The organism is Pseudoduganella rivuli (genome assembly GCF_009674485.1).
In the GTDB taxonomy this organism is placed as follows: domain Bacteria; phylum Pseudomonadota; class Gammaproteobacteria; order Burkholderiales; family Burkholderiaceae_D; genus Rugamonas; species Rugamonas rivuli_B.
In genome coordinates this window covers 95,058-113,544 of sequence record NZ_WKJJ01000004.1, presented here as the reverse complement: position 1 = coordinate 113,544, position 18,487 = coordinate 95,058, and the positions used below count along the sequence as shown (strand labels likewise).

Sequence of the window (18,487 nt, the reverse complement as noted above, 5' to 3'; positions counted from 1 at the left end):
GCGCTATTAAAGCATGCCGACCTGAAGAAAAGCTAAAGTCAGTGGGCCATGCCGCATCAACGCAATGCGGCGATCCTGCGCCCGTGCATCTGGTCGTCGAGTTGCATGGCGGCCCGCGCCGCTTTCAATGTCTGCACGTCGCGCTCCATATCGTGCGTGCGCGGCGCCGGCAGCGGCGGCAATGGACGCCAGCGCGCTGCGGGCTGCATGTAAGGCTGGGGCGATTGCTGCGCAGAAGGCTGGTGTACCGGCGGCAATTCGTCCGATACCAGCGTGATGCGGGTAATCGTGGATTTCGGCAATTGGGCGGGGCGGTCCGGCATGGCCGACGTGTCCCCGTCCCGCGCCAGGGTGACGGTCACCCCATCCGGGGCGGGTGTCACCATCAATTCGCCGACTTGCACCGGCTCCTGTTCCTGTTGCTGTTCCTGGCCCCGCGCGGGGGCCACCGAGATGGCCAACAGGCAAATACGTAGCGCGATTCGGGTGGCTGTATAGCGGTCCATGGCTGCCTCCTCTTGCTGATAGCTCCATGGTGCAGCTGACCCCGCCTGGCATCTGTGCGCGCCCGCACGCTTTACTTTTTACAGTCGCAGATATCCTGTCCCTTATCGAACACAATGCGCCATTTCCCCGGGGCTTCCTGTCGCCACACGGAATTAAAGCGGCCAATCAACTTGCCTTTCGGGTCATAGACAGGACCGGACGAATGCGCCAGCGCGCCTGAATCGATGACGTCAACCTGGTCGGGTTCCCACGAAAACGGCGCATCCTTGCCGTCATAGAACTTCTTCCAGAATTGCGTCACCTGCGCCGGCCCCCGCAACGGCACGGGCCCTGAGTAAAACACGGTCTCTTCCGACAGGAAACCGGTAAAGGCGGCCAGGTCGCGCGCTTTCATGGTGGCGGCGAAGGCGCGCTCCGTATCGGCCACCTGCTGTTTCAACTCGGCGTTGGAGGGCGCGGCCTGCACGCCCGGCAAGGCGAACGCCAGCGCGGCAACGACTGAAACTAAGTGGGTGTGACGCATCGATTCTCCCGTCGGCTATGGATGGAAATCCGATACTACGCCGTGCCGCATATCGGCCGCAAGCGGCAGCGTTGCGGCGGGATCGGTTATCATGTCGCCCATGCAAACGAAACCTGAAAAAGACATCGAACTTCACACCAAGGTCAACCGTGAAACCGCACGCGTGGCCTGGTCTGAACTGATCAAACACTTCGCGGCCGGCACCGTGATCTGGGTCGCGGATGAACTCGACCTGATCGACGTGGCGGTACGGATTGCGCATGACGACAAAGTCAGCGTCGGCGCCTGGATGACGGCGGGCCAGCTGGCCAAAGTGTCCGACGAACAGGCGCAGCGCTGGACCGAAACCAACGCGCAATTGTGGGCCAGCGTGGTCAGCCCGTTTATCCTGGTGCAGCAGCAAAAAGGCCAGCGCCACTGACCTTGCACGCATGGCGCGTTGGCGCCTGGTGCACGAACCCCGCCACAGCCTGCACCAGCGATGGCGCCAGCGGCCACGACGGGTTGGTGTAGGACGCCATGCTTTGGGCCCTGTCCGCCGGCGCGATTTTTAGCACGTGATCCATGCCCGACACCAGCGCCATTTGCGCATCCGGCTGCGCGCGCTTCAGGCGCCAGGCCTGATCCACGCCGACCTGCATATCGGCCGTGCCCTGCACAATCAGCATTGGTATGCGCAACTTCGCGAATTCATCGGCCGGAACATAGCGGAACCACGACATCATGTACGGCTGAATCGATGGCCTGAACACCGCCTGTAATTCGGGGCGCCCCGGCGCGCGGGGCTTGCCCTGTTCCAGCGACGCCAGCATGCTGCCGGTCGCCCGCGCCAGGTCCGGCGCCAGCTTCGGCAGCCACTGGCGGCGCAGCAGCATGGACGCCGTTTGCGCGGGTCCCGCCACGGAAATGAACGCATCCGCGCCCGCATCGCGGGCGGCCAGCATGCCGATCAGCGAACCTTCGCTGTGCCCCAATATCGTCACCGACGCGTAACGCCGCTGCCCCCGCAATTGCCGCACCCATGCAGCCGCATCGGCCGCATGGGTGGCCGGACGCAGCACGCTTTCATCCGGCGCAGCCTGGCGGCTGGCAGCAACGCCCCGTTTATCGTAGCGCAGCGTGGCAATACCCAGTGCCGCCAGCGCCTGCGCCAACTGTTTCAGGCTGTCGCTGCGCCCAGGCAGCAAGGCGCTGTTGCCGTCACGGTCCGTGGGGCCGGAACCGGCCAGCATCAGCACGAGAGGCGGGCAATCCGGCTGGGCCGGGAATGTGAGGGCGCCCTGTAACTGGCCGCCAGGTACCGCCAGTGTGGCGGCGCGCGACAGCATCTTGAACGGCGGTGCAGCCACTGCCACCGGCACGGCAGCCAGCAGCAACGCCAGCGCACGGACACGGGGCAATACAAGCGGTGGCATGACAACCTCCCGGACAACGACACCAGTACCATGCTAGCCCGCCCCGCGCAAACCCTGTGTGAAACGCACCACCGATACCTGCCGGACGCCGGGGCGCTGCCTGCCCCACCCTGGCGGCTGTCGCCGCGCCGCTGGCGGCGCCTTTCAGGTGGCTGGAAACACACTGTTCGTTAATTGCAAATTTAATGTATCAAAAAAAGCGGTACCGTCCGCGGTTTCCGGTTTCGGCGCCTTATGCGGTTATTGCCCGCGCCCGGCGCCGGCGGCGCGCCAGCAATCCCATGGCGGCGCCCCCCGCCGCCAGCAGCACGACCGACGACGGTTCCGGCGTCTTGCCGCCCGGATTCTGGCCAGTCAAGTCATACGACGCAAAGCTTTCATAGCCGATTTCCAGCGCCGATGACAGCGAGTTCGCGATGACATTGCCTTCCAGGTGGCCGGTGCCCTTGATGTCAGCCTTGTTGGCCAGCAGCGAACCCCAGCTGAACGTGTTGACGTTGACGGACGTGGCGTTCATGACATTGAACAGCACGCGGTCGCGCAACGCTTCCAGGCCGCTCTGCCCGCCCGAAAACTCGACCGTGCCGCCGCTGAGCACATTGACGACGACGTGCGCACCGGCTTTGACGTTCGTTAATTGCAGATTACGCACCTGCGCCGAATTCAGGTTGAAGATTTGCAGGTCGGATTGGCCGTCACCCTTCAGCAAGGTATTGTCGCCCTGCTGCGTGACGGTGCCGTTGGCGGCCATGGCCGCCAACGACGAACTCAAATCCAGCAACCGGGTTTTCGCGGCGTTGAAATCGATGCCCGTGGGGCCCTTGCGCAAGTCCAGGTAATTCACCGTCGAATTGTTGGCGCCGGCATACACCGCGTAGCCTTCCTTCTTCGTGTATTCCGTAACGGGGCCGATGCTGGCGTTGGTGTTCACGTTGGTGGTCGGGCCGTTATAGATCCCGCCATTGCCCAGTTGAATATTGCCACCCACCACCACGCTGGGACCGTTATTGCCATACGGCGTACGGTAGCCGAACGAATACGCGTCGGCCTGCAGGTTGCCGCCCACGGCGACGCGGCCTTCGATGTCCGTCACCTTGCTGACATTGCCGTAAATAAAAGCGCTGTAACCGGACGCCACGCCGAAATCGATACTGTTCAGTACGGCGGCTGGCGCTCGCGTGGCGCAGGCGGCGCCCAGCAGGGCAATGGCGAGGTGGCGTAAGGTCATGGCGGCGGTCCGTTCAGGGAAAGCGGATTTTAACACCGGCACAACACCTGTTGCATCAAGAAAATTGATACCAAATATAGACCAGTCTAATGGGCCGCGAGATCCACGGCATACACGGCATACCCCTTGCCGTCGTCGGCCCGCACTTCCCGCACCATGCCGAGCCCCGCGTCGCGCGCCGCCTGCAGCATGCCAGGCGCGGAATGCAGCACCACCGCGCCTTTGGTGCGCACCGGCTCGAAGCGCCAGCTGCGGGCAGCGCCATGGGTGGCGCGGGTCAGAGTATGCGCCTGGCGGATATAGCCGATCAGCACGTCGCGGCTGGCGTCCGGCGAGGCAAAGATCGTCTTGCTGCCATCGAGGCCAGGGAAATTGCCGCCGCCGCTGGCCCGATAGCTGTTGGTGGCAACCAGGAACGGCGCGTCATCGGCCACCGGCTTGCCCCGGTACGCCAGCCCCTTGATGCGGCGTCCGGGCGGTTGCGTGACATCGATGCGGTATTGCAGGTCGCTGTCGGTCACCATGTCGAAGTTGTAGCCGGCGAAAGCTTCATTGATCAATTCCTGCTCCGTTTCCTTCGCGGGGTCGATGGTATTGAAGCGCTCCGCGGCTTTTTCCAGCCACGCTTTGAGCCCGGCGCCCGTGATCTTCACGCCATGCAGCGCATTCGGATACAGGTACAAGTCCGCCGCATTATTGAGCGCCAGGCTGCCGGCCCGCACGTCCGTATAGTCGCCAGGTCCCGCCATGCCGCTCTTGAACGGGGCCGACATCGACAGCACGGGCAAGCCGGCATACTGCGGCAAATTGGCCTGCACATAGGCCGACAGGTAGGCGGCCTGCGCCTGGTTGACGGGCTGGATGGCGCTGGCGTCGCCCAGGTCGGCGAAGTACGTCGTCATGCGGAAATCCGTGCGACCCAACGGCGCCTGCACGTAGCGCACGGCGGCTGAATGTTCGTCCCGCACCAGCGCGGCAATGGCGGGATCCGGCGCGGTCTGCGCCGTGACACTACGCACCTGCGCCACCGTGCGGCCGCGCTCCACCACCCAGCGCCCCTGCTCGCGCTTCAGCGCCAGGCCGATCACCCCGAGCTGCTTGCCCCACTGGCCCGCCATCACGGTGGGCACGCCATGCACGGTGCCGTTGACCTTGTCGACACCGGGCAAACGGTATTGCGGCGCGGTGCCGGTGGCGTTCGGAAAGACCTGGTGCGCGTGCCCCGTCAGCATGGCGTCGATACCCGGCACTTGCGCCAAATGCCAACTGCCATGTTCCATGTCCGGCGCATAGGGCGCGTCATCGAGTCCGCCGTGCGATACGGCGACGATGATATCGGCGCCGTCCGCCCGCATCCGCGGAATCACCTTGCGGGCGGTTTCCACGATGCCCTCCGCCACCGCGCGCCCCGCCAGCGCCTTGCGGTTCCAGCTGTTGACGACGGGCGTGGTCAAGCCCACGATGCCAACCCTGACGGTGGCGGCGACAAGCTTGCCATCCGGGCCTGCCGCCATGATCCGCTTGTCGATGAGGATGTAGGGTTTAAATAACGGCTTGCCGCTTGCGCTGTCATACACATTGGCCAGCACGATGGGGAAGGCGGCGCCGGCGCATCCCTTTCCCGTGGCGCGCGCCAGGAACGGCAAGCCATAGTCGAAATCATGGTTGCCCACCGTGCCCGCATCGTAGCGCAGCGCATTCATGGCCTTGTGGATGGCCAGCGACTGCGTGCACGGCAGGACACCTGCCCCGGCCTGGTAATCGGCCAGCGCATTGCCCTGGATGGTATCGCCGTTATCGATCAGTAAATTATCGGGAAATTCGGCGCGGGCCTGCGCAATCAACGTGGCCGTGCGCTCCAGCCCCGACGTCGGGTCGGCCGCCAGCTTGTAATAATCGTAACCCAGCACGGCCGCGTGCAAGTCCGACGTTTCCAGCAGCGCCAGCGTGGCGCGGGCCCCCTCCGGCACAGTATTTTGCATGGGCATCCCGGCGCAACCGCCCAGCAACAGCGTGGCAACAGAGACGGGAAGGCAGGCTAGGCGCATGGGTTTGTCCACTTGGCAAAAGGTTGAGCGCGATGATACGGCCAAGTTAACCGCCGTTCAAGCGAAAACATGCCAGGAAGATGCCGGTTCGCTCCCGGGATACGCCCCGCGTGAGGTATAATCCAAGGTTTGATTTCACAACGAAGAAGACCATAAGATGGAAGCCGAACGCATCAATGCCCTCTCCGCCCTGCTCGCCGATCTGACGACCCGCGAAGCCGAACTTCGGAGGTATCTTTGACTTCACTGTCAAGTCGGAGAAACTCGAGCAGGTAAACGGGGAACTGGAAGACCCCAACGTCTGGAATGACCCCAAACGCGCCCAGGACCTGGGCCGCGAAAAGAAAGCGCTGGAAGCCATCGTGCTGACCCTGGAGAAGGCCGACCAGGACTTGCGCGACATGAGCGACCTGTTCGCCATGGCCAAGGAAGAAGGCGACCACGATACGCTGGAAGCGCTGGTCCTGGACGCGGAAGAAACCAAAAAAGTCATCGAAGGCATGGAATTCCGCCGGATGTTCAACAATCCGATGGACCCGAACAACTGCTTCATCGATATCCAGGCCGGCGCCGGCGGTACCGAGGCGCAGGACTGGGCGTCGATGCTGTTGCGCCAATACCTGCGCTATTGCGAGCGCAAGGGCTTCAAGGCCGAAGTGCTGGAACAGTCCGACGGCGAGGTGGCCGGCATCAAGACCGCCACCATCAAGGTCGAGGGCGACCACGCGTACGGTTTCCTGCGCACCGAGACCGGCGTGCACCGCCTGGTCCGCAAATCGCCGTTCGACTCGGCCAACGGCCGCCACACGTCGTTCACGTCGCTGTTCGTGTATCCGGAAGTCGACGATTCGATCGATATCGAAATCAACCCGGCCGACCTGCGCATCGACACGTACCGCGCATCGGGCGCCGGCGGCCAGCACATTAACAAGACCGACTCCGCGGTGCGCCTGACGCACGGCCCGTCCGGGATTGTCGTGCAGTGCCAGAACGACCGCTCGCAGCACCGCAACAAGGCCGAAGCGATGGAAATGCTGAAGGCCAAGCTGTACGAACTGGAACTGCGCAAGCGCATGAGCGAGCAGCAAAAGCTGGAAGATTCGAAGACCGACGTGGGCTGGGGCCACCAGATCCGCTCGTACGTGCTGGACCAGTCCCGCATCAAGGACTTGCGTACCGGCTTCGAGACGGGCAACACGAAAAACGTGCTGGACGGCGACCTGGACGACTTCATTTCCGCTTCGCTGAAACAGGGCGTATAAGCAATGAGCGAACAGAACGGCCGCCGCGCCTTTATCTTCGACATGGACGGCACCATTGTCGACAACATGGACTTCCACATGAAGTCCTGGCTGGAATTCTTTGCCCGCCGCGACATGGTGCTGGACGCGGACGCGTTCTTCCGTGATACGGCCGGCCGCCAGAGCCATGAAATCATGAGCACGTACTTCGGCAAGCCGTACACGAAGGAAGAAGCGAAGCACCTCGACGAGGAAAAAGAATCGCTGTACCGCGAACTGTACGCGCCGCACCTGAAGACCGTCGAAGGTTTCATGGAACTGATCGCCAAGGCAAAGCAGCAAGGTGTCGCGCTGGCCGTGGCCACCGCCGCGCCGAACGACAACATCACGTTCACGCTGGACGGCCTGGATTTGCGCAAGCATTTCAACGCCGTGGTCGGCGCGGCCGACGTGGCGCGCGGCAAGCCGAATCCGGACGTGTTCCTGCTGGCGGCCGAGCGCTGCGGCGTGGCGCCGGCCAACGCCATCGTGTTCGAAGACGCGCCGCTGGGCGTGGAAGCGGCGCGCCGCGCCGGCATGCGCGCGGTGGTGCTGACCACCACGCTGCCCGCCAGCGCCTTTGCCGAATTCGACAACGTGATCGCGATTGCCCGCGATTTCAGCGAACTTGACATCGCTGCACTGTTTGCCGCCGAACTGCAAACGAATTAAAACTATTTGGACCCACAATGACTACGGAAAACCTGGAACAGAACGACGCGCCTGCGATCCCGCAGGAAGAAAACAAGATCATCGCCGAGCGCCGCGCCAAGCTGGCCGCGATCCGCGAAAAAGGCGTGGCATTCCCGAACGACTTCAGGCCTGAACACAAGGCTGCCGACCTGGCCGCACAATACGGCGACAAGACCCGCGAAGAACTGGAAGCCACTCCCGTGGAAGTGGTGCTGGCCGGCCGCATGATGCTCAAACGCGAAGCCGGCAAGAAAGCCGCCTTCGCCACCTTGCAGGACGCTTCCGGCCCGCGCTGCGACGGCCGCATCCAGATCTACGCCACGCTGGACAGCACCGGCGAAGAAGCCATGGCCGCCCTGCGCACCTACGACCTGGGCGACATCCTGGGCGTCAAGGGCACGCTGTTCAAGACCAAGACCGACGAACTGACCATCAAGGTCACGGAACTGCGCCTGATCACCAAGTCGCTGCGCCCGCTGCCGGACAAGTTCCACGGCCTGGCCGACCAGGAAACCAAGTACCGCCAGCGCTACGTGGACCTGATCACCAGCGAGGAAACGCGCCGCACGTTCAAGGCCCGTACCGCCGCCATGTCGTCGATCCGCCGCTTCATGGAAAAGAACGACTTCATGGAAGTGGAAACGCCGATGCTGCACCCGATCCCGGGCGGCGCTGCTGCGAAACCATTCATTACCCACCACAACGCGCTGGACATGCAAATGTTCCTGCGTATCGCGCCCGAGCTGTACCTGAAGCGCCTGGTGGTGGGCGGCTTTGACCGCGTGTTTGAAATCAACCGTAACTTCCGCAATGAGGGCGTGTCGATCCGCCACAATCCGGAATTCACGATGATGGAGTTCTATGCGGCCTACACCGACTACCAGTGGCTGATGGACTTCACGGAAGCCGTGATCCGCCAGGCCGCCATCGACGCCCACGGCACCGCAACGCTGACCTATGGCGGCCGCGAACTGGATCTCGCTAAACCGTTCCACCGCCTGACCATCGTCCAGGCCATCAACAAGTACGCGCCCGGCTATACCGACGCGCAACTGAACGATGCGGAATTCATCAAGGCCGAATTGCTGAAGTTCGGCGTCAAGCCGCACGCGCACTCGGGCCTGGGCGCGCTGCAACTGGCGCTGTTCGAGGAAACCGCCGAAGCCCAGCTGTGGGAACCGACGTACATCATCGACTACCCGGTCGAAGTATCGCCGCTGGCGCGCGCATCGGACACCCGTCCGGGCATCACCGAGCGTTTCGAGCTGTTCATGGTGGGCCGCGAAATCGCCAACGGCTTCTCGGAGCTGAACGACGCGGAAGACCAGTCGGCCCGCTTCCTGGCGCAAGTCGAAGCCAAGGATGCCGGCGATGAGGAAGCGATGTACTACGACGCCGACTACATCCGCGCGCTGGAATACGGCATGCCGCCGGCCGGCGGCTGCGGCATCGGCATCGACCGCCTGATGATGATCATCACGGACTCGCCGAACATCCGCGACGTACTGCTGTTCCCGCACTTGCGCAAGGAAGACTAAGCCGCAAGGTTGGCCACGAAAAAAAACGCCGCCGGCTGCGAAGCCTGGCGGCGTTTTTCGTAGGGCGGCTTTTACAAAGCCGCCATGCAGGCCAGCGCCTTATTGGATCACCTTGTAGCAAGGCGTATACGCCTTGCCCGCCAGCTTCATGCGGCTCTGCGCCACGAACGACGCCAGCAGCGCATCCATCGGCCCCATGATTTCCGTCTCGCCGTGCAGCTCGAAGTGGCCATACTGCTCGATCGCGCGGATGCCGTCTTCCTTCACGTTGCCCGCCACCACGCCGGAAAACGCGCGCCGCAGGTTCGCCGCCAGCAAATGCACCGGCTGGTTCTTGTGCAGGTTCAGGTTGCGCATGTTTTCGTGCGTCGGCGCGAACGGACGCTGGAATTCCTCGTCGATGCGCAACGCCCAGTTGAAGTAATACGCATCGCTGCGCGCCTTGCGGAATTCGCGCACTTCCTTGATCCCCGCCTGCATTTCACGCGCCACCAGTTCCGGATCGTCAACGATGATCTTGTAGCGCTGCTGCGCTTCCTCGCCCAAGGTGGTGCCGATGAAGCGGTTGATCTGCGCAAAGTAGTCGCGCGACGATTCGGGCCCCGTGAAGATCAGCGGGAATGGCGTGCCCGCGTTGTCCGGGTGCAGCAGGATGCCCAGGATATACAGGATTTCCTCCGCCGTGCCGGCGCCGCCGGGGAACACGATGATGCCGTGGCCGGTGCGGACAAACGCTTCCAGGCGCTTTTCGATGTCCGGCATGATGACCAGGCTATTGACGATCGGGTTCGGCGATTCCGCCGCGATGATGCCCGGCTCGGAAATGCCCAGGTAGCGCCCCTGGTGCGTGCGCTGCTTGGCGTGGCCGATGGTGGCGCCCTTCATCGGCCCCTTCATGGCGCCCGGGCCGCAGCCGGTGCAGATGTCCAGCGCGCGCAGGCCCAGCTGGTAACCCACTTCCTTCGAATAGTTATATTCCGTGCGGTTGATCGAGTGGCCGCCCCAGCACACCACGAGATTCGGATTCAAATGGGGTCTCAGCACGCCCGCGTTGCGCAAGATGTGGAATACCGCGTCGGTAATGCCGTCGGTGCGCGTCAAATCGAATTTCGTGTTGTCCGTGACTTCATTGGAAACAAACACGATATCGCGCAGCACGGAAAACAAATGTTCGTGGATGCCTTTAATCATTTTGCCATCGACAAAGGCAATCGACGGCGCGCCGCGGATTTCCAGCTTGATGCCGCGCTCACGCTGCTTGATGTCGATTTCAAACGATTTATAACGGTCCAGTAATTCCTTTCCATCGTCGATAGTGCTGCCGCAATTGAGCACCGCGAGGGCGCAATTACGGAAGATGTTATAAAGCCCGCCCTTGCCGGAATCGAGCAACTTGGAGACTTCCGCCTTGGTCAGCACCTCCAGCATGCCTTCCGGGGAAATCAGGGTATCGACAACGTCATGTTCCATGATACGAGCATCCTTTATTCAAATTCACTGTAAAGGGCGTGTCCGATCGCAGGACGAATGTGCCCTTTTGCAACTGTTGACCCTGCGACACCAATATACGCCAAGTAACGTTGTTTGGGGCCGCAGATTGATAGCGTGCGCCTATCAGCGTTGGCTATTCTGTTGCAAGCATATCCACAATGTTGCATTGCAGCGAGCGATTTTCTGGACATGGGCGTAAGGTAGATTACAATGGCGCACCTGTTGGGATACGGGACTTTTGGAGGCGTGCTACAAGCGCGTTTTCTGGGCCTGGTCCCATATTTTTTTATTATCAAACAGAAAATTAGGAGAGCCGCATATGAGCGGTGCAACGATGCAGAAGGCGGCGGAGATCCAGCCGCCTGAGTATAAACAGGTGCTGGGCCACCCCGCCCCACTGTGGATGCTTTTCATGACCGAATTCTGGGAACGCTTCGCGTTCTATGGTATTCGCTGGGCGCTGGTGCTGTATATCGTCGCCCAATTCCACGGCGGCAGTGCCGCCGGCCAGGCAGACGCCAATCTGACCTATGGTTCCTACCTTGCACTCGTGTATGCGGCCGCGCTGTTTGGCGGTTACGTGGCCGACCGCGTGATCGGGTACCAGCGCTCCATCCTGGTGGGCGCCGTATTCATGGCCGCCGGCCTGTTCATGATCGCGATTCCCGACCCGACCATCTTCAAACTGGGCCTGGCCACCATCATCGCGGGTAACGGCCTGTTCAAACCGAATATCTCGACCATGGTTGGCAAGCTGTACAGCGTGTCCGACACACGCCGCGATTCGGGCTTCACCATCTTCTACATGGGCATCAACACGGGCGCGCTGATCGCCCCCGTGCTGACCCAGGTGCTGGCTGAAAAAGTGTTCGGCGTGGACGGAATGCCGTCGTACAAGGTGGTGTTCCTGGCCGCCGGCGTCGGCATGATCATCAGCCTGATCTGGTTCCAGATCGGCCGTGGCGGCCTGAAAGGCATCGGCGCACCTGATCCGCAGGCACAGGGCATGGCCCGCGTGATCTACGTGGTGCTGGGCTGCTTTGCCGTGATCCCGCTGGTCTATTTGCTGCTGTCGCTGGGCGGCCAGAAGCTGCAAATGGTGCTGACCGTGCTGTTCCTGATCCTGGCCGGCATGCTGCTGCTGGAAGGCTTCCGCAACGGCAAAGTCGCGCGCGACAAGGTCATCGCCATGATGGTGATCTTCACCTTCAACATCATGTTCTGGATGTTCTTCGAACAGGCAGGCTCGTCGTTCACCTTCCTGGCGGAATATATCGTGCGGCGCGACTTCGACGGCTGGACCTTCCCGACCGCGTGGTTCCAGATCTTCAACTCGCTGGCCATCATCTTCTGCGCGCCGCTGGTTGCCGCCGTCTGGGTGATGCTGGCCAAGCGCAACGCCAATCCGTCGATCCCCCGTAAATTCGGCCTGGGCATCCTGCTCAACGGCAGCGCCTTCGCGCTGCTGTGGTTCGCGCTGTCCGCGCTGGTTGGCGCCGACAGCAAGATCCCGTTCTGGACCCTGGTCATGGTGTATACGCTGCAATCGATCGGTGAACTGTGCCTGTCGCCGATCGGCCTGTCGATGGTGACCAAGCTGGCCCCGACCCGCCTGGTGGGCCTGGGCATGGGCGGCTGGTTCTTGTCGACCGGTATCGGCAACAACCTGTCCGGCATCTTCGCGTCGCACGCTTCCGGCGAAAGCGGCATGTCGGTGGCCACCGCGCTGAATGCGTACACGTCGGGCTTCTGGATCCTGATGATCGGCGGCGGCCTGCTGTTCCTGATCGCACCGCTGATCAACAAGTTGATGCACGGCGTGAAGTAATTCAGTCATTGCATAGCTAACGGCGGCCGGGTGAATACCCCGCCGCCGTTTTTCATTGCGATCCTGTATAGACAGGCATACACTGGCGCCTTTTTCCGGGATACGCGATGGCGCCTGCACTGCTGTTGAAACTCTTCCTTGCGCCGGCGCTGATCGGCGGCGTCACGCTGGCCGGGCGCCGCTGGGGGCCCACGGTGGCGGGCTGGCTGTCGGCCTTCCCCATCGTGGCCGGTCCCGTGCTGTTGACCATGACGGTCGAACAGGGGCCGGCGTTTGCCGCCAGCGCCGCGCAAGGCACGCTGAGCGCCGTGCTGGCCGTGCTGGCGTTCAGCGTCGCCTATGCGCACGTTGCCATGCGGGCCGGCATCGCGGCCTCCATGCTGGCGGCGCTGGCCGTGTATGGGCTGGCCGTCGCCGGACTGAACACGCTGCGGCTGCCGGTGCCGGTATGTTTTGCGCTGGTCCTGGCGGCGCTGGGGATCACACCCGCGCTGTTTCCAAAAACCGCGGCGCCCGCCCCGGCCGGCAAGCCCGCCAACGGCGGCGACCTGCCGTGGCGCATGGCGGCCGCCGCCGCGCTGGTGCTGACAGTGAGTTACGGCGCCGCCGCCATGGGCCCGCGCCTGTCCGGCATCTTCGCCATGTTCCCGACCATGAGCACCGTATTGGTGGGCTTTTCCCATGCACGCCAGGGCAACGCGTTCGCCATCGCGCTGTTGCGCGGCATGGTGCCCGGCTATTATTCGTTTGCCGTATTTTGCCTGGTGCTGTCGCTGCAGTTGCAGGCAGGCACGGAGTTGCAGGCGTTCGGCACGGCCTTTGCCTGCGCACTGGCCGTGCAGTTCGCCACCCGGTCGCTGATTACACGGATGCGGGCGCGCTGAGTGCATTGGCGGCCAGCCAGGCGTCCAGGCGCGCCGCCGTGTCGGGCGGCGTGTGCAAGCCCAGCTTGGTGCGCCGCCACAGGATGTCTTCAGCCGTCACGGCCCACTCGTAGCGCCGCAGGTAGGCGATTTCCGCCATGTACAGGCCGGGAGCGAATTCCCCGCCCAGCTCCGGCAGCGACGCGCGGCCATCCAGCAGGGTATGGATGCGCGTGCCATAAGCGCGGCAATAGCGCGCCGCCAGCATCGGCGGCAGCCACGGGTACATCTCCCTGATCTTCTGCTCCCACTCGCCGTAACGCTTCACCGCGCAATTTTGCGGCGTGTCGCCATACAGGTCGCCGCCCGGCAGGCAAGCCTTTTCCGTCCACCGCGGCAGCGGACTGCCCAGCGCCTTGCACACCAGGTCCACCGCTTCCTCCGACAGCTTGCGGAACGTCGTGATCTTGCCGCCGAAAATATTCACCAGCGGCGCACCATTGTCGTCCACGGAAAAGCGGTAATCGCGCGTCAGCGCCTTGGCGGAGCGGGACGGATCTTCCAGCAACGGGCGCACGCCGGAATAGGTCCACACCACGTCGGACGGCGCGATCGGCTGCGCAAAATATTCGCCAGCCAGGCGGCACAGGTAATCGACTTCGCCGGCATCGATGGCCACCTGGTCCGGGTCGCCCTTGTAATCGAGATCGGTGGTGCCGATCAGCGTGTAATCGTGTTCGTACGGGATGGAAAACACGATGCGGCCATCCGGATGCTGGAAGATGTACGCGTGGTCATGTTCGAACAGGCGGGGTACGACGATATGGCTGCCCTTGACCAGCCGCAGCGGCCGCGATTCCCGCTCCGGCAGCGCCATGCCCAGCAAGTCCATGGTCCATGGCCCCGCCGCGTTAACCACGCAGCGGGCCTTGACGACCTGCTCGCCACCGTCGCTGTCGCGCAGGGTGGCGAGCCAGCTGCCTGATTCGCGCCGCAAGGCGGTACACGCCGTACGCGTACGGATCGCCGCGCCTTTGCGGCACGCATCCATCGCATTCAATACCACCAGCCGCGCATCGTCGACCCAGCCATCGGAATACACGAAGCCCCGCTTGAATTCCGGCTTCAGCGGCCGTCCGGCCGGGTGGCAGCGCAAATTCACGCCCTTCGAGCCGGGCAGGATTTCGCGGCGCGCCAGCAAGTCATACAGGTACAGGCCGGCACGGATCATCCACGCGGGACGCAACCCTTCACGGTGCGGCATGACGAAACGCAGCGGACGCATGATGTGCGGTGCGCTGCGCAGCAGCACTTCCCGCTCGATCAGCGCCTTGCGCACCAGCGCGAATTCGTAATATTCGAGGTAGCGCAAGCCGCCGTGGATCAATTTGCTGGAGGCGGACGACGTGTGCGACGCCAGGTCATCCTTCTCGCACAGCACCACGCACAGGCCCCGCCCCGCCGCATCGCGCGCGATGCCCACGCCATTGATGCCGCCTCCCACCACCAGTAAATCGCATTCGATGTCGTGCCCCGCCGCCATGCTGCCATCCATAGATGTGTTGCTCTGGATTAAAGATACGCGATGTGGCGATGGCTGGCAAATATTGCGATATGTCGCGAACAAGGCGCCATCGTCAGACCCAGAGGCGGTACATCCAGAACGATTCATCTCCGATAAAACGCTGCGCGAATTCCCCCGGCGGGAAACCCGTGATCTGGCGGGCCACGCGGCTCATGTGCGCCTGGTCGGAAAAGCCTTCCTGCTGCGCCAGGTCGGCCCAGTCGAAGGCGGCGCCCGTTTCATAGCGGTCGCGGGCGGCAAAGAACAGGCTTTCCGTGCGCACCAGCGCCTGCCACTCGCGCAGCGACCGGCCGCTGTATGACTTGATGCGCCGTTCCACGTGGCGCGGGCTGACATCGCGCTGCCAGCCGTGCGCCTTGAGCGCCAGCCGCTCGACCCAGTGGCGGCCCAGCTGGCGCACCGACGCCAGCGGCGATACGTCACCATTGACGGCGCGCCAGCGCGGCAGCAGGTGCTGTTCCAGCGCCGCCATGGTGGCGGCATCGTCGGGCGCTCCCAGCAAGGCGTCGAACAGCGGCGTCCAGCCGGCATCGAGCACGTCCCGCGCCGGCACGAAGCGGTCATGCAGCGCCGGCAAATCGACGCCAAACAGCGCCTGCGCCACATCGGCGGGAAAGCAGGCGATGTAACCGCGCCCGGTGGTGGGCGCCCAGCTGACGAGGGGGCGCGACTGGCTGCCCGACATCACCACCCGCGCGCCGAACGGCTGCCATTGCGCTCCCTGTTCGCCGTCCGTGACCAGCCCGGCCTCCAGGCCGTGGTACCAGGACAGCGTAATCAGTGGCGAAGCGGGAAAGTGCGATAGCCGCTGCGCGCTGGACAGCGCCAGCCGGCTGGTGTCGCGGCTGACCAGCGCGGCCAGCACGCCTTGCAGCGCCGGCGGCGCGGGATACAGGCGTTCGTGCGGCGCACCGCCGCTCGTATGCGCGGCGCGCGGCGCGCGCTCCCCCGGGGCGGGACAGGTCACAGGCATCATGAGTGTGAAGTATAGCAAGCGCCGGCGCCGCCGCCATGTCGTTTCCGTTCAATACCCGGTTCACTCCCGGGTCGAAAATAAGCCCATGAAAACCGAGACCGGATGCCCCTATCACCAGCCAGGCGCTGCGCCTGCCGTTCCCCTGAACCCGCCCGGCGCGTGGCCGCCCGGCCCCCAACCCGGTATCACGGGATGGGATTTGCTGCGCCAGATGTCGCGCGACATGCTGGGCACGCTGCGCCGCTGGCAACGCGATCATGGCGACCTCGTGCATCTGCGTATCTGGCCCGAACACCAGGTCGTCGTCACCGACCCGGCGCTGGCGCGCGAGCTGCTGGTGCACCACCACCATGCGCTGATCCGCTGGGAACGGGGTATCGCCGTGTTTTCAGAGTTGCACGGGCATAGCGTACTGATCGCCGAAGGGGAGCCGTGGCGCATGAAACGCCATGCGCTGCAGCCGAATTTTGCGCCCAGGCCGTCCGCCGCGCTGGTCCCGGCGATTGCCGATCGCACCGCGCGCGCATTGTCCGCCTGGCGGGACGGTCCATGGCCGGTGGAGCAGGCGCTGACGGCGCTGACCATGGAAGTCATCGCGGGCATGGCGTTTTCAGGCGATATCGCCGCCGACGCGCCGGCGGCGGCGCAGGCGTTGCACAACCTGTCGGTGGCCGCCAACAGCGAATTCTTCTGGCCTTTCAACTTGCCGCGCTGGCTGCCATCGCAGCGCGCCAAGCGCAGGGAGCTGGCAGTCCTCGATGGCTTGATCGCCCGCCATATCGACGCCCGCATGCAGGCGCCCCGCTCCGCATGGCCGGACGACCTGCTGGCCCGCCTGCTGGTCTTGCACGACGCCGATCCCGCCGCATGGCCGCTGTCGGCCGTGCGGGACGAGTGCATGACGACCTTCCTGGCCGGCCATGAAACGGCCGCCGCGACTTTGACGTGGTGGGCCTGGTGCATGGCGGCCAACCCGGCGGCGCAGCAGCGCGCCCGCGACGAAGTAGGGGCGCAACTGGCGGGCCGCGCCCCCACGGCGCAGGATATCGCCGCGCTGCCGTACCTGACGGCCACGTTGCAGGAGACCATGCGGCTGTATCCCGCCGCGCCGGTGCTGCTGAGCCGCCGCTCCACCGCGCCCATCACGCTGGGCGGCTGGCAACTTCCGGCCCGCACCATTTTTACGGTACCGGTGCAGTTGATGCAACATGACGAACGGTGGTTCCCCGAACCGCAAGCCTTCCGCCCCGAACGTTTTGCGAACGATGCGCAACAGGCGCCGCGCGGCGCGTTCATGCCGTTCGGGACGGGACCGCGTATCTGCCTGGGGCAGCATCTGGTGATGGCGGAAATGACGGTGGTGGCCGCCATGGTCTTGCAGCGGTTTGCGCTGGCGCCGCAACCGGGCATGGCGGCGCCGCAGCCCGTGATGAATGTGACGCTGAGACCACGGCTGCCGCTGTGCCTCCAGCTGTCCGGATTGACGTGACAAGGAAGCTACAGCTCGGCGAACTCCGCTTCGAACGCTTCCAGCGCCCGCGACATCTGCGCCACCTCGTCCACCAGCCAGCACTTGAACGCGTCGATCTTCGACAAGCCCTGTTTGTTAATGTTGGTCAGCAGCCGGTAGCCGGATTTGTAGGGGATCGGCCGGCCGTGGATCAGCCGCAGGGCGCCCTTGCGCACGTCTTCGTAGACGATGCTCCAGGCGGCCAGCGCCACGCCCTGCCCGGCCACCGCCGCCTGCGTCAGCACGCCCCAGTGGCTGTAGCCCTTGGAAATGTCGTAGCAGCCGGCCGGCAAGCCGTTGGCCGCCATGTAGCGGTGCCAGTACAGGTTGCTGCCTTCGTCCAGCAGCGGCAGCGTACGTAAATCGTCCAGCGTGAATTCCGTGCGGTCCGGCGGCAGCATGTCCGGGCTGTACACGGCCACCAGCCGCTCGGGAAACAGCACGCCCGGATCGCCCGCCTCGTAACCGCCATAGCGGATCGCCACGTCGACCGAATCGTCTTCCAGGCTGACCACGCGGTCGCTGGCGTCGAGGCGGATATCGAGTTCCGGGTGCAGCCGCGTAAAGTGCGTCAGCCGGGGCGCCAGCCATTTCAGCGCGAATGAATGGGTGCTGGAGATGCGCAGCACTTTTTCTTCGCACGAGTTCTGCAGCGCGGCGGCCTTCAGCCGCAAGTCGGCCAGCACGCGCGTCACGGTGGCGGCGAAATCGCGGCCCTTTTCCGTCAGTTCCACGTTACGGGGATGGCGCAGGAACAGCAGGAATCCCAGTTCTTCCTCCAGGTGGCGGATTTGCTGGCTGACGGCGGCGGGCGTCTTGTGCAATTCATCCGCCGCCAGTTTGAAACTGCCCAGCCGGGCAGCGGCTTCGAGGTCGATCAGCCCGGACAGGCTGCGCAAGGGTTTGGCCATGGTGATTTAGATTTTCTTATGCTAAGACTGGCAATTTTCTCGTTTGTGCAGTGCGCCACGCAAGAGCAGAATGGTTCCGTCATTCGTCGCA

General features: G+C 63.8%; 16 protein-coding genes. 7 read left to right on the top strand and 9 right to left on the bottom strand.

Annotation, left to right across the window (positions count from 1 at the left end):
- Positions 1 to 56 precede the first annotated feature (56 nt).
- A complete protein-coding gene (locus GJ700_RS07485; protein ID WP_154372209.1) occupies positions 57 to 506 on the bottom strand; it encodes a hypothetical protein in 450 nt (149 codons plus the stop codon).
- Positions 507 to 577: 71 nt separating this feature from the next.
- On the bottom strand, positions 578 to 1,030 hold the full coding sequence (locus GJ700_RS07480; RefSeq protein WP_154372206.1) for a YybH family protein: 453 nt from the start codon (positions 1,028 to 1,030) through the stop codon (positions 578 to 580).
- A 100-nt stretch (positions 1,031 to 1,130) separates the two neighbouring features.
- On the opposite strand from GJ700_RS07480, the gene GJ700_RS07475 reads away from it, so the two are divergent.
- Positions 1,131 to 1,451 (top strand): DUF2288 domain-containing protein, encoded by a 321-nt coding sequence (locus GJ700_RS07475; RefSeq protein WP_154372204.1) that lies wholly within the window; start codon positions 1,131 to 1,133, stop codon positions 1,449 to 1,451.
- Here the strand turns inward: GJ700_RS07475 and GJ700_RS07470 are convergent.
- From GJ700_RS07470 to GJ700_RS07460, 3 genes are all read right to left on the bottom strand, one after another.
- Positions 1,414 to 2,445, bottom strand: coding sequence for an alpha/beta hydrolase (locus tag GJ700_RS07470; RefSeq protein ID WP_154372202.1), 1,032 nt, complete (start codon positions 2,443 to 2,445; stop codon positions 1,414 to 1,416). The two genes, GJ700_RS07475 and GJ700_RS07470, sit on opposite strands and share 38 nt — an antisense overlap.
- Before the next feature lie 232 nt (positions 2,446 to 2,677).
- Positions 2,678 to 3,673: a choice-of-anchor A family protein gene (locus GJ700_RS07465; RefSeq protein ID WP_154372200.1), complete on the bottom strand. Its 996-nt coding sequence runs from the start codon at positions 3,671 to 3,673 to the stop codon at positions 2,678 to 2,680.
- Between the two features lie 86 nt (positions 3,674 to 3,759).
- Positions 3,760 to 5,721 carry a bifunctional 2',3'-cyclic-nucleotide 2'-phosphodiesterase/3'-nucleotidase gene (locus GJ700_RS07460; protein ID WP_154372198.1) on the bottom strand — a complete coding sequence of 654 codons (1,962 nt, stop codon included), beginning with the start codon at positions 5,719 to 5,721 and terminating at the stop codon, positions 3,760 to 3,762.
- 157 nt (positions 5,722 to 5,878) lie between these two features.
- Here GJ700_RS07460 and prfB point away from each other — a divergent pair.
- The 3 genes from prfB to lysS all read left to right on the top strand — a co-directional run bounded on the left by prfB (position 5,879) and on the right by lysS (position 9,232).
- Positions 5,879 to 6,983 (top strand): peptide chain release factor 2 gene (gene prfB, locus GJ700_RS07455; protein ID WP_154372196.1). Its coding sequence is split into 2 segments (ribosomal slippage): positions 5,879 to 5,959 and positions 5,961 to 6,983, totalling 1,104 coding nucleotides; the frame shifts between segments, so codons are not numbered across the junction.
- A 3-nt stretch (positions 6,984 to 6,986) separates the two neighbouring features.
- Entirely contained in the window at positions 6,987 to 7,673 is a 687-nt protein-coding gene (locus GJ700_RS07450; RefSeq protein WP_154372194.1) for an HAD family hydrolase, read from the top strand.
- 17 nt (positions 7,674 to 7,690) lie between these two features.
- Positions 7,691 to 9,232 carry a lysine--tRNA ligase gene (gene lysS / locus GJ700_RS07445; RefSeq protein ID WP_154372192.1) on the top strand — a complete coding sequence of 514 codons (1,542 nt, stop codon included), beginning with the start codon at positions 7,691 to 7,693 and terminating at the stop codon, positions 9,230 to 9,232.
- Positions 9,233 to 9,331: 99 nt separating this feature from the next.
- Here lysS and ppnN read toward each other — a convergent pair whose 3' ends face one another.
- Complete coding sequence (ppnN, locus tag GJ700_RS07440) at positions 9,332 to 10,702, bottom strand: nucleotide 5'-monophosphate nucleosidase PpnN (protein ID WP_154372190.1); 1,371 nt, start codon at positions 10,700 to 10,702, stop codon at positions 9,332 to 9,334.
- A 340-nt stretch (positions 10,703 to 11,042) separates the two neighbouring features.
- Between ppnN and GJ700_RS07435 the strand changes: the two genes are divergently transcribed.
- A complete protein-coding gene (locus GJ700_RS07435) occupies positions 11,043 to 12,551 on the top strand; it encodes a peptide MFS transporter (protein WP_195763810.1) in 1,509 nt (502 codons plus the stop codon).
- Between the two features lie 107 nt (positions 12,552 to 12,658).
- Positions 12,659 to 13,435, top strand: a complete 777-nt coding sequence (locus GJ700_RS07430; RefSeq protein ID WP_154372187.1) for a hypothetical protein — start codon at positions 12,659 to 12,661, stop codon at positions 13,433 to 13,435.
- Here GJ700_RS07430 and glpD read toward each other — a convergent pair.
- On the bottom strand, positions 13,413 to 14,969 hold the full coding sequence (gene glpD, locus GJ700_RS07425; protein ID WP_229506863.1) for a glycerol-3-phosphate dehydrogenase: 1,557 nt from the start codon (positions 14,967 to 14,969) through the stop codon (positions 13,413 to 13,415). The two genes, GJ700_RS07430 and glpD, sit on opposite strands and share 23 nt — an antisense overlap.
- A gap of 82 nt (positions 14,970 to 15,051) precedes the next feature.
- Positions 15,052 to 15,972 (bottom strand): helix-turn-helix domain-containing protein, encoded by a 921-nt coding sequence (locus GJ700_RS07420; protein WP_229506889.1) that lies wholly within the window; start codon positions 15,970 to 15,972, stop codon positions 15,052 to 15,054.
- 88 nt (positions 15,973 to 16,060) lie between these two features.
- On the opposite strand from GJ700_RS07420, the gene GJ700_RS07415 reads away from it, so the two are divergent.
- On the top strand, positions 16,061 to 17,464 hold the full coding sequence (locus tag GJ700_RS07415; protein ID WP_154372183.1) for a cytochrome P450: 1,404 nt from the start codon (positions 16,061 to 16,063) through the stop codon (positions 17,462 to 17,464).
- A gap of 8 nt (positions 17,465 to 17,472) precedes the next feature.
- Here GJ700_RS07415 and GJ700_RS07410 read toward each other — a convergent pair whose 3' ends face one another.
- Entirely contained in the window at positions 17,473 to 18,396 is a 924-nt protein-coding gene (locus GJ700_RS07410; protein ID WP_154372181.1) for a LysR substrate-binding domain-containing protein, read from the bottom strand.
- Positions 18,397 to 18,487 lie beyond the last annotated feature (91 nt).

Excerpts from the sequence above, each read along its gene's own strand:
- GJ700_RS07485 (WP_154372209.1), bottom strand. The coding sequence starts at position 506 with ATGGACCGCTATACAGCCACCCGAATCGCGCTACGTATTTGCCTGTTG.
- GJ700_RS07480 (WP_154372206.1), bottom strand. The coding sequence starts at position 1,030 with ATGCGTCACACCCACTTAGTTTCAGTCGTTGCCGCGCTGGCGTTCGCC.
- GJ700_RS07475 (WP_154372204.1), top strand. The coding sequence starts at position 1,131 with ATGCAAACGAAACCTGAAAAAGACATCGAACTTCACACCAAGGTCAAC.
- GJ700_RS07470 (WP_154372202.1), bottom strand. The coding sequence starts at position 2,445 with ATGCCACCGCTTGTATTGCCCCGTGTCCGTGCGCTGGCGTTGCTGCTG.
- GJ700_RS07465 (WP_154372200.1), bottom strand. The coding sequence starts at position 3,673 with ATGACCTTACGCCACCTCGCCATTGCCCTGCTGGGCGCCGCCTGCGCC.
- GJ700_RS07460 (WP_154372198.1), bottom strand. The coding sequence starts at position 5,721 with ATGCGCCTAGCCTGCCTTCCCGTCTCTGTTGCCACGCTGTTGCTGGGC.
- GJ700_RS07450 (WP_154372194.1), top strand. The coding sequence starts at position 6,987 with ATGAGCGAACAGAACGGCCGCCGCGCCTTTATCTTCGACATGGACGGC.
- lysS (WP_154372192.1), top strand. The coding sequence starts at position 7,691 with ATGACTACGGAAAACCTGGAACAGAACGACGCGCCTGCGATCCCGCAG.
- ppnN (WP_154372190.1), bottom strand. The coding sequence starts at position 10,702 with ATGGAACATGACGTTGTCGATACCCTGATTTCCCCGGAAGGCATGCTG.
- GJ700_RS07435 (WP_195763810.1), top strand. The coding sequence starts at position 11,043 with ATGAGCGGTGCAACGATGCAGAAGGCGGCGGAGATCCAGCCGCCTGAG.
- GJ700_RS07430 (WP_154372187.1), top strand. The coding sequence starts at position 12,659 with ATGGCGCCTGCACTGCTGTTGAAACTCTTCCTTGCGCCGGCGCTGATC.
- glpD (WP_229506863.1), bottom strand. The coding sequence starts at position 14,969 with ATGGATGGCAGCATGGCGGCGGGGCACGACATCGAATGCGATTTACTG.
- GJ700_RS07420 (WP_229506889.1), bottom strand. The coding sequence starts at position 15,972 with ATGCCTGTGACCTGTCCCGCCCCGGGGGAGCGCGCGCCGCGCGCCGCG.
- GJ700_RS07415 (WP_154372183.1), top strand. The coding sequence starts at position 16,061 with ATGAAAACCGAGACCGGATGCCCCTATCACCAGCCAGGCGCTGCGCCT.
- GJ700_RS07410 (WP_154372181.1), bottom strand. The coding sequence starts at position 18,396 with ATGGCCAAACCCTTGCGCAGCCTGTCCGGGCTGATCGACCTCGAAGCC.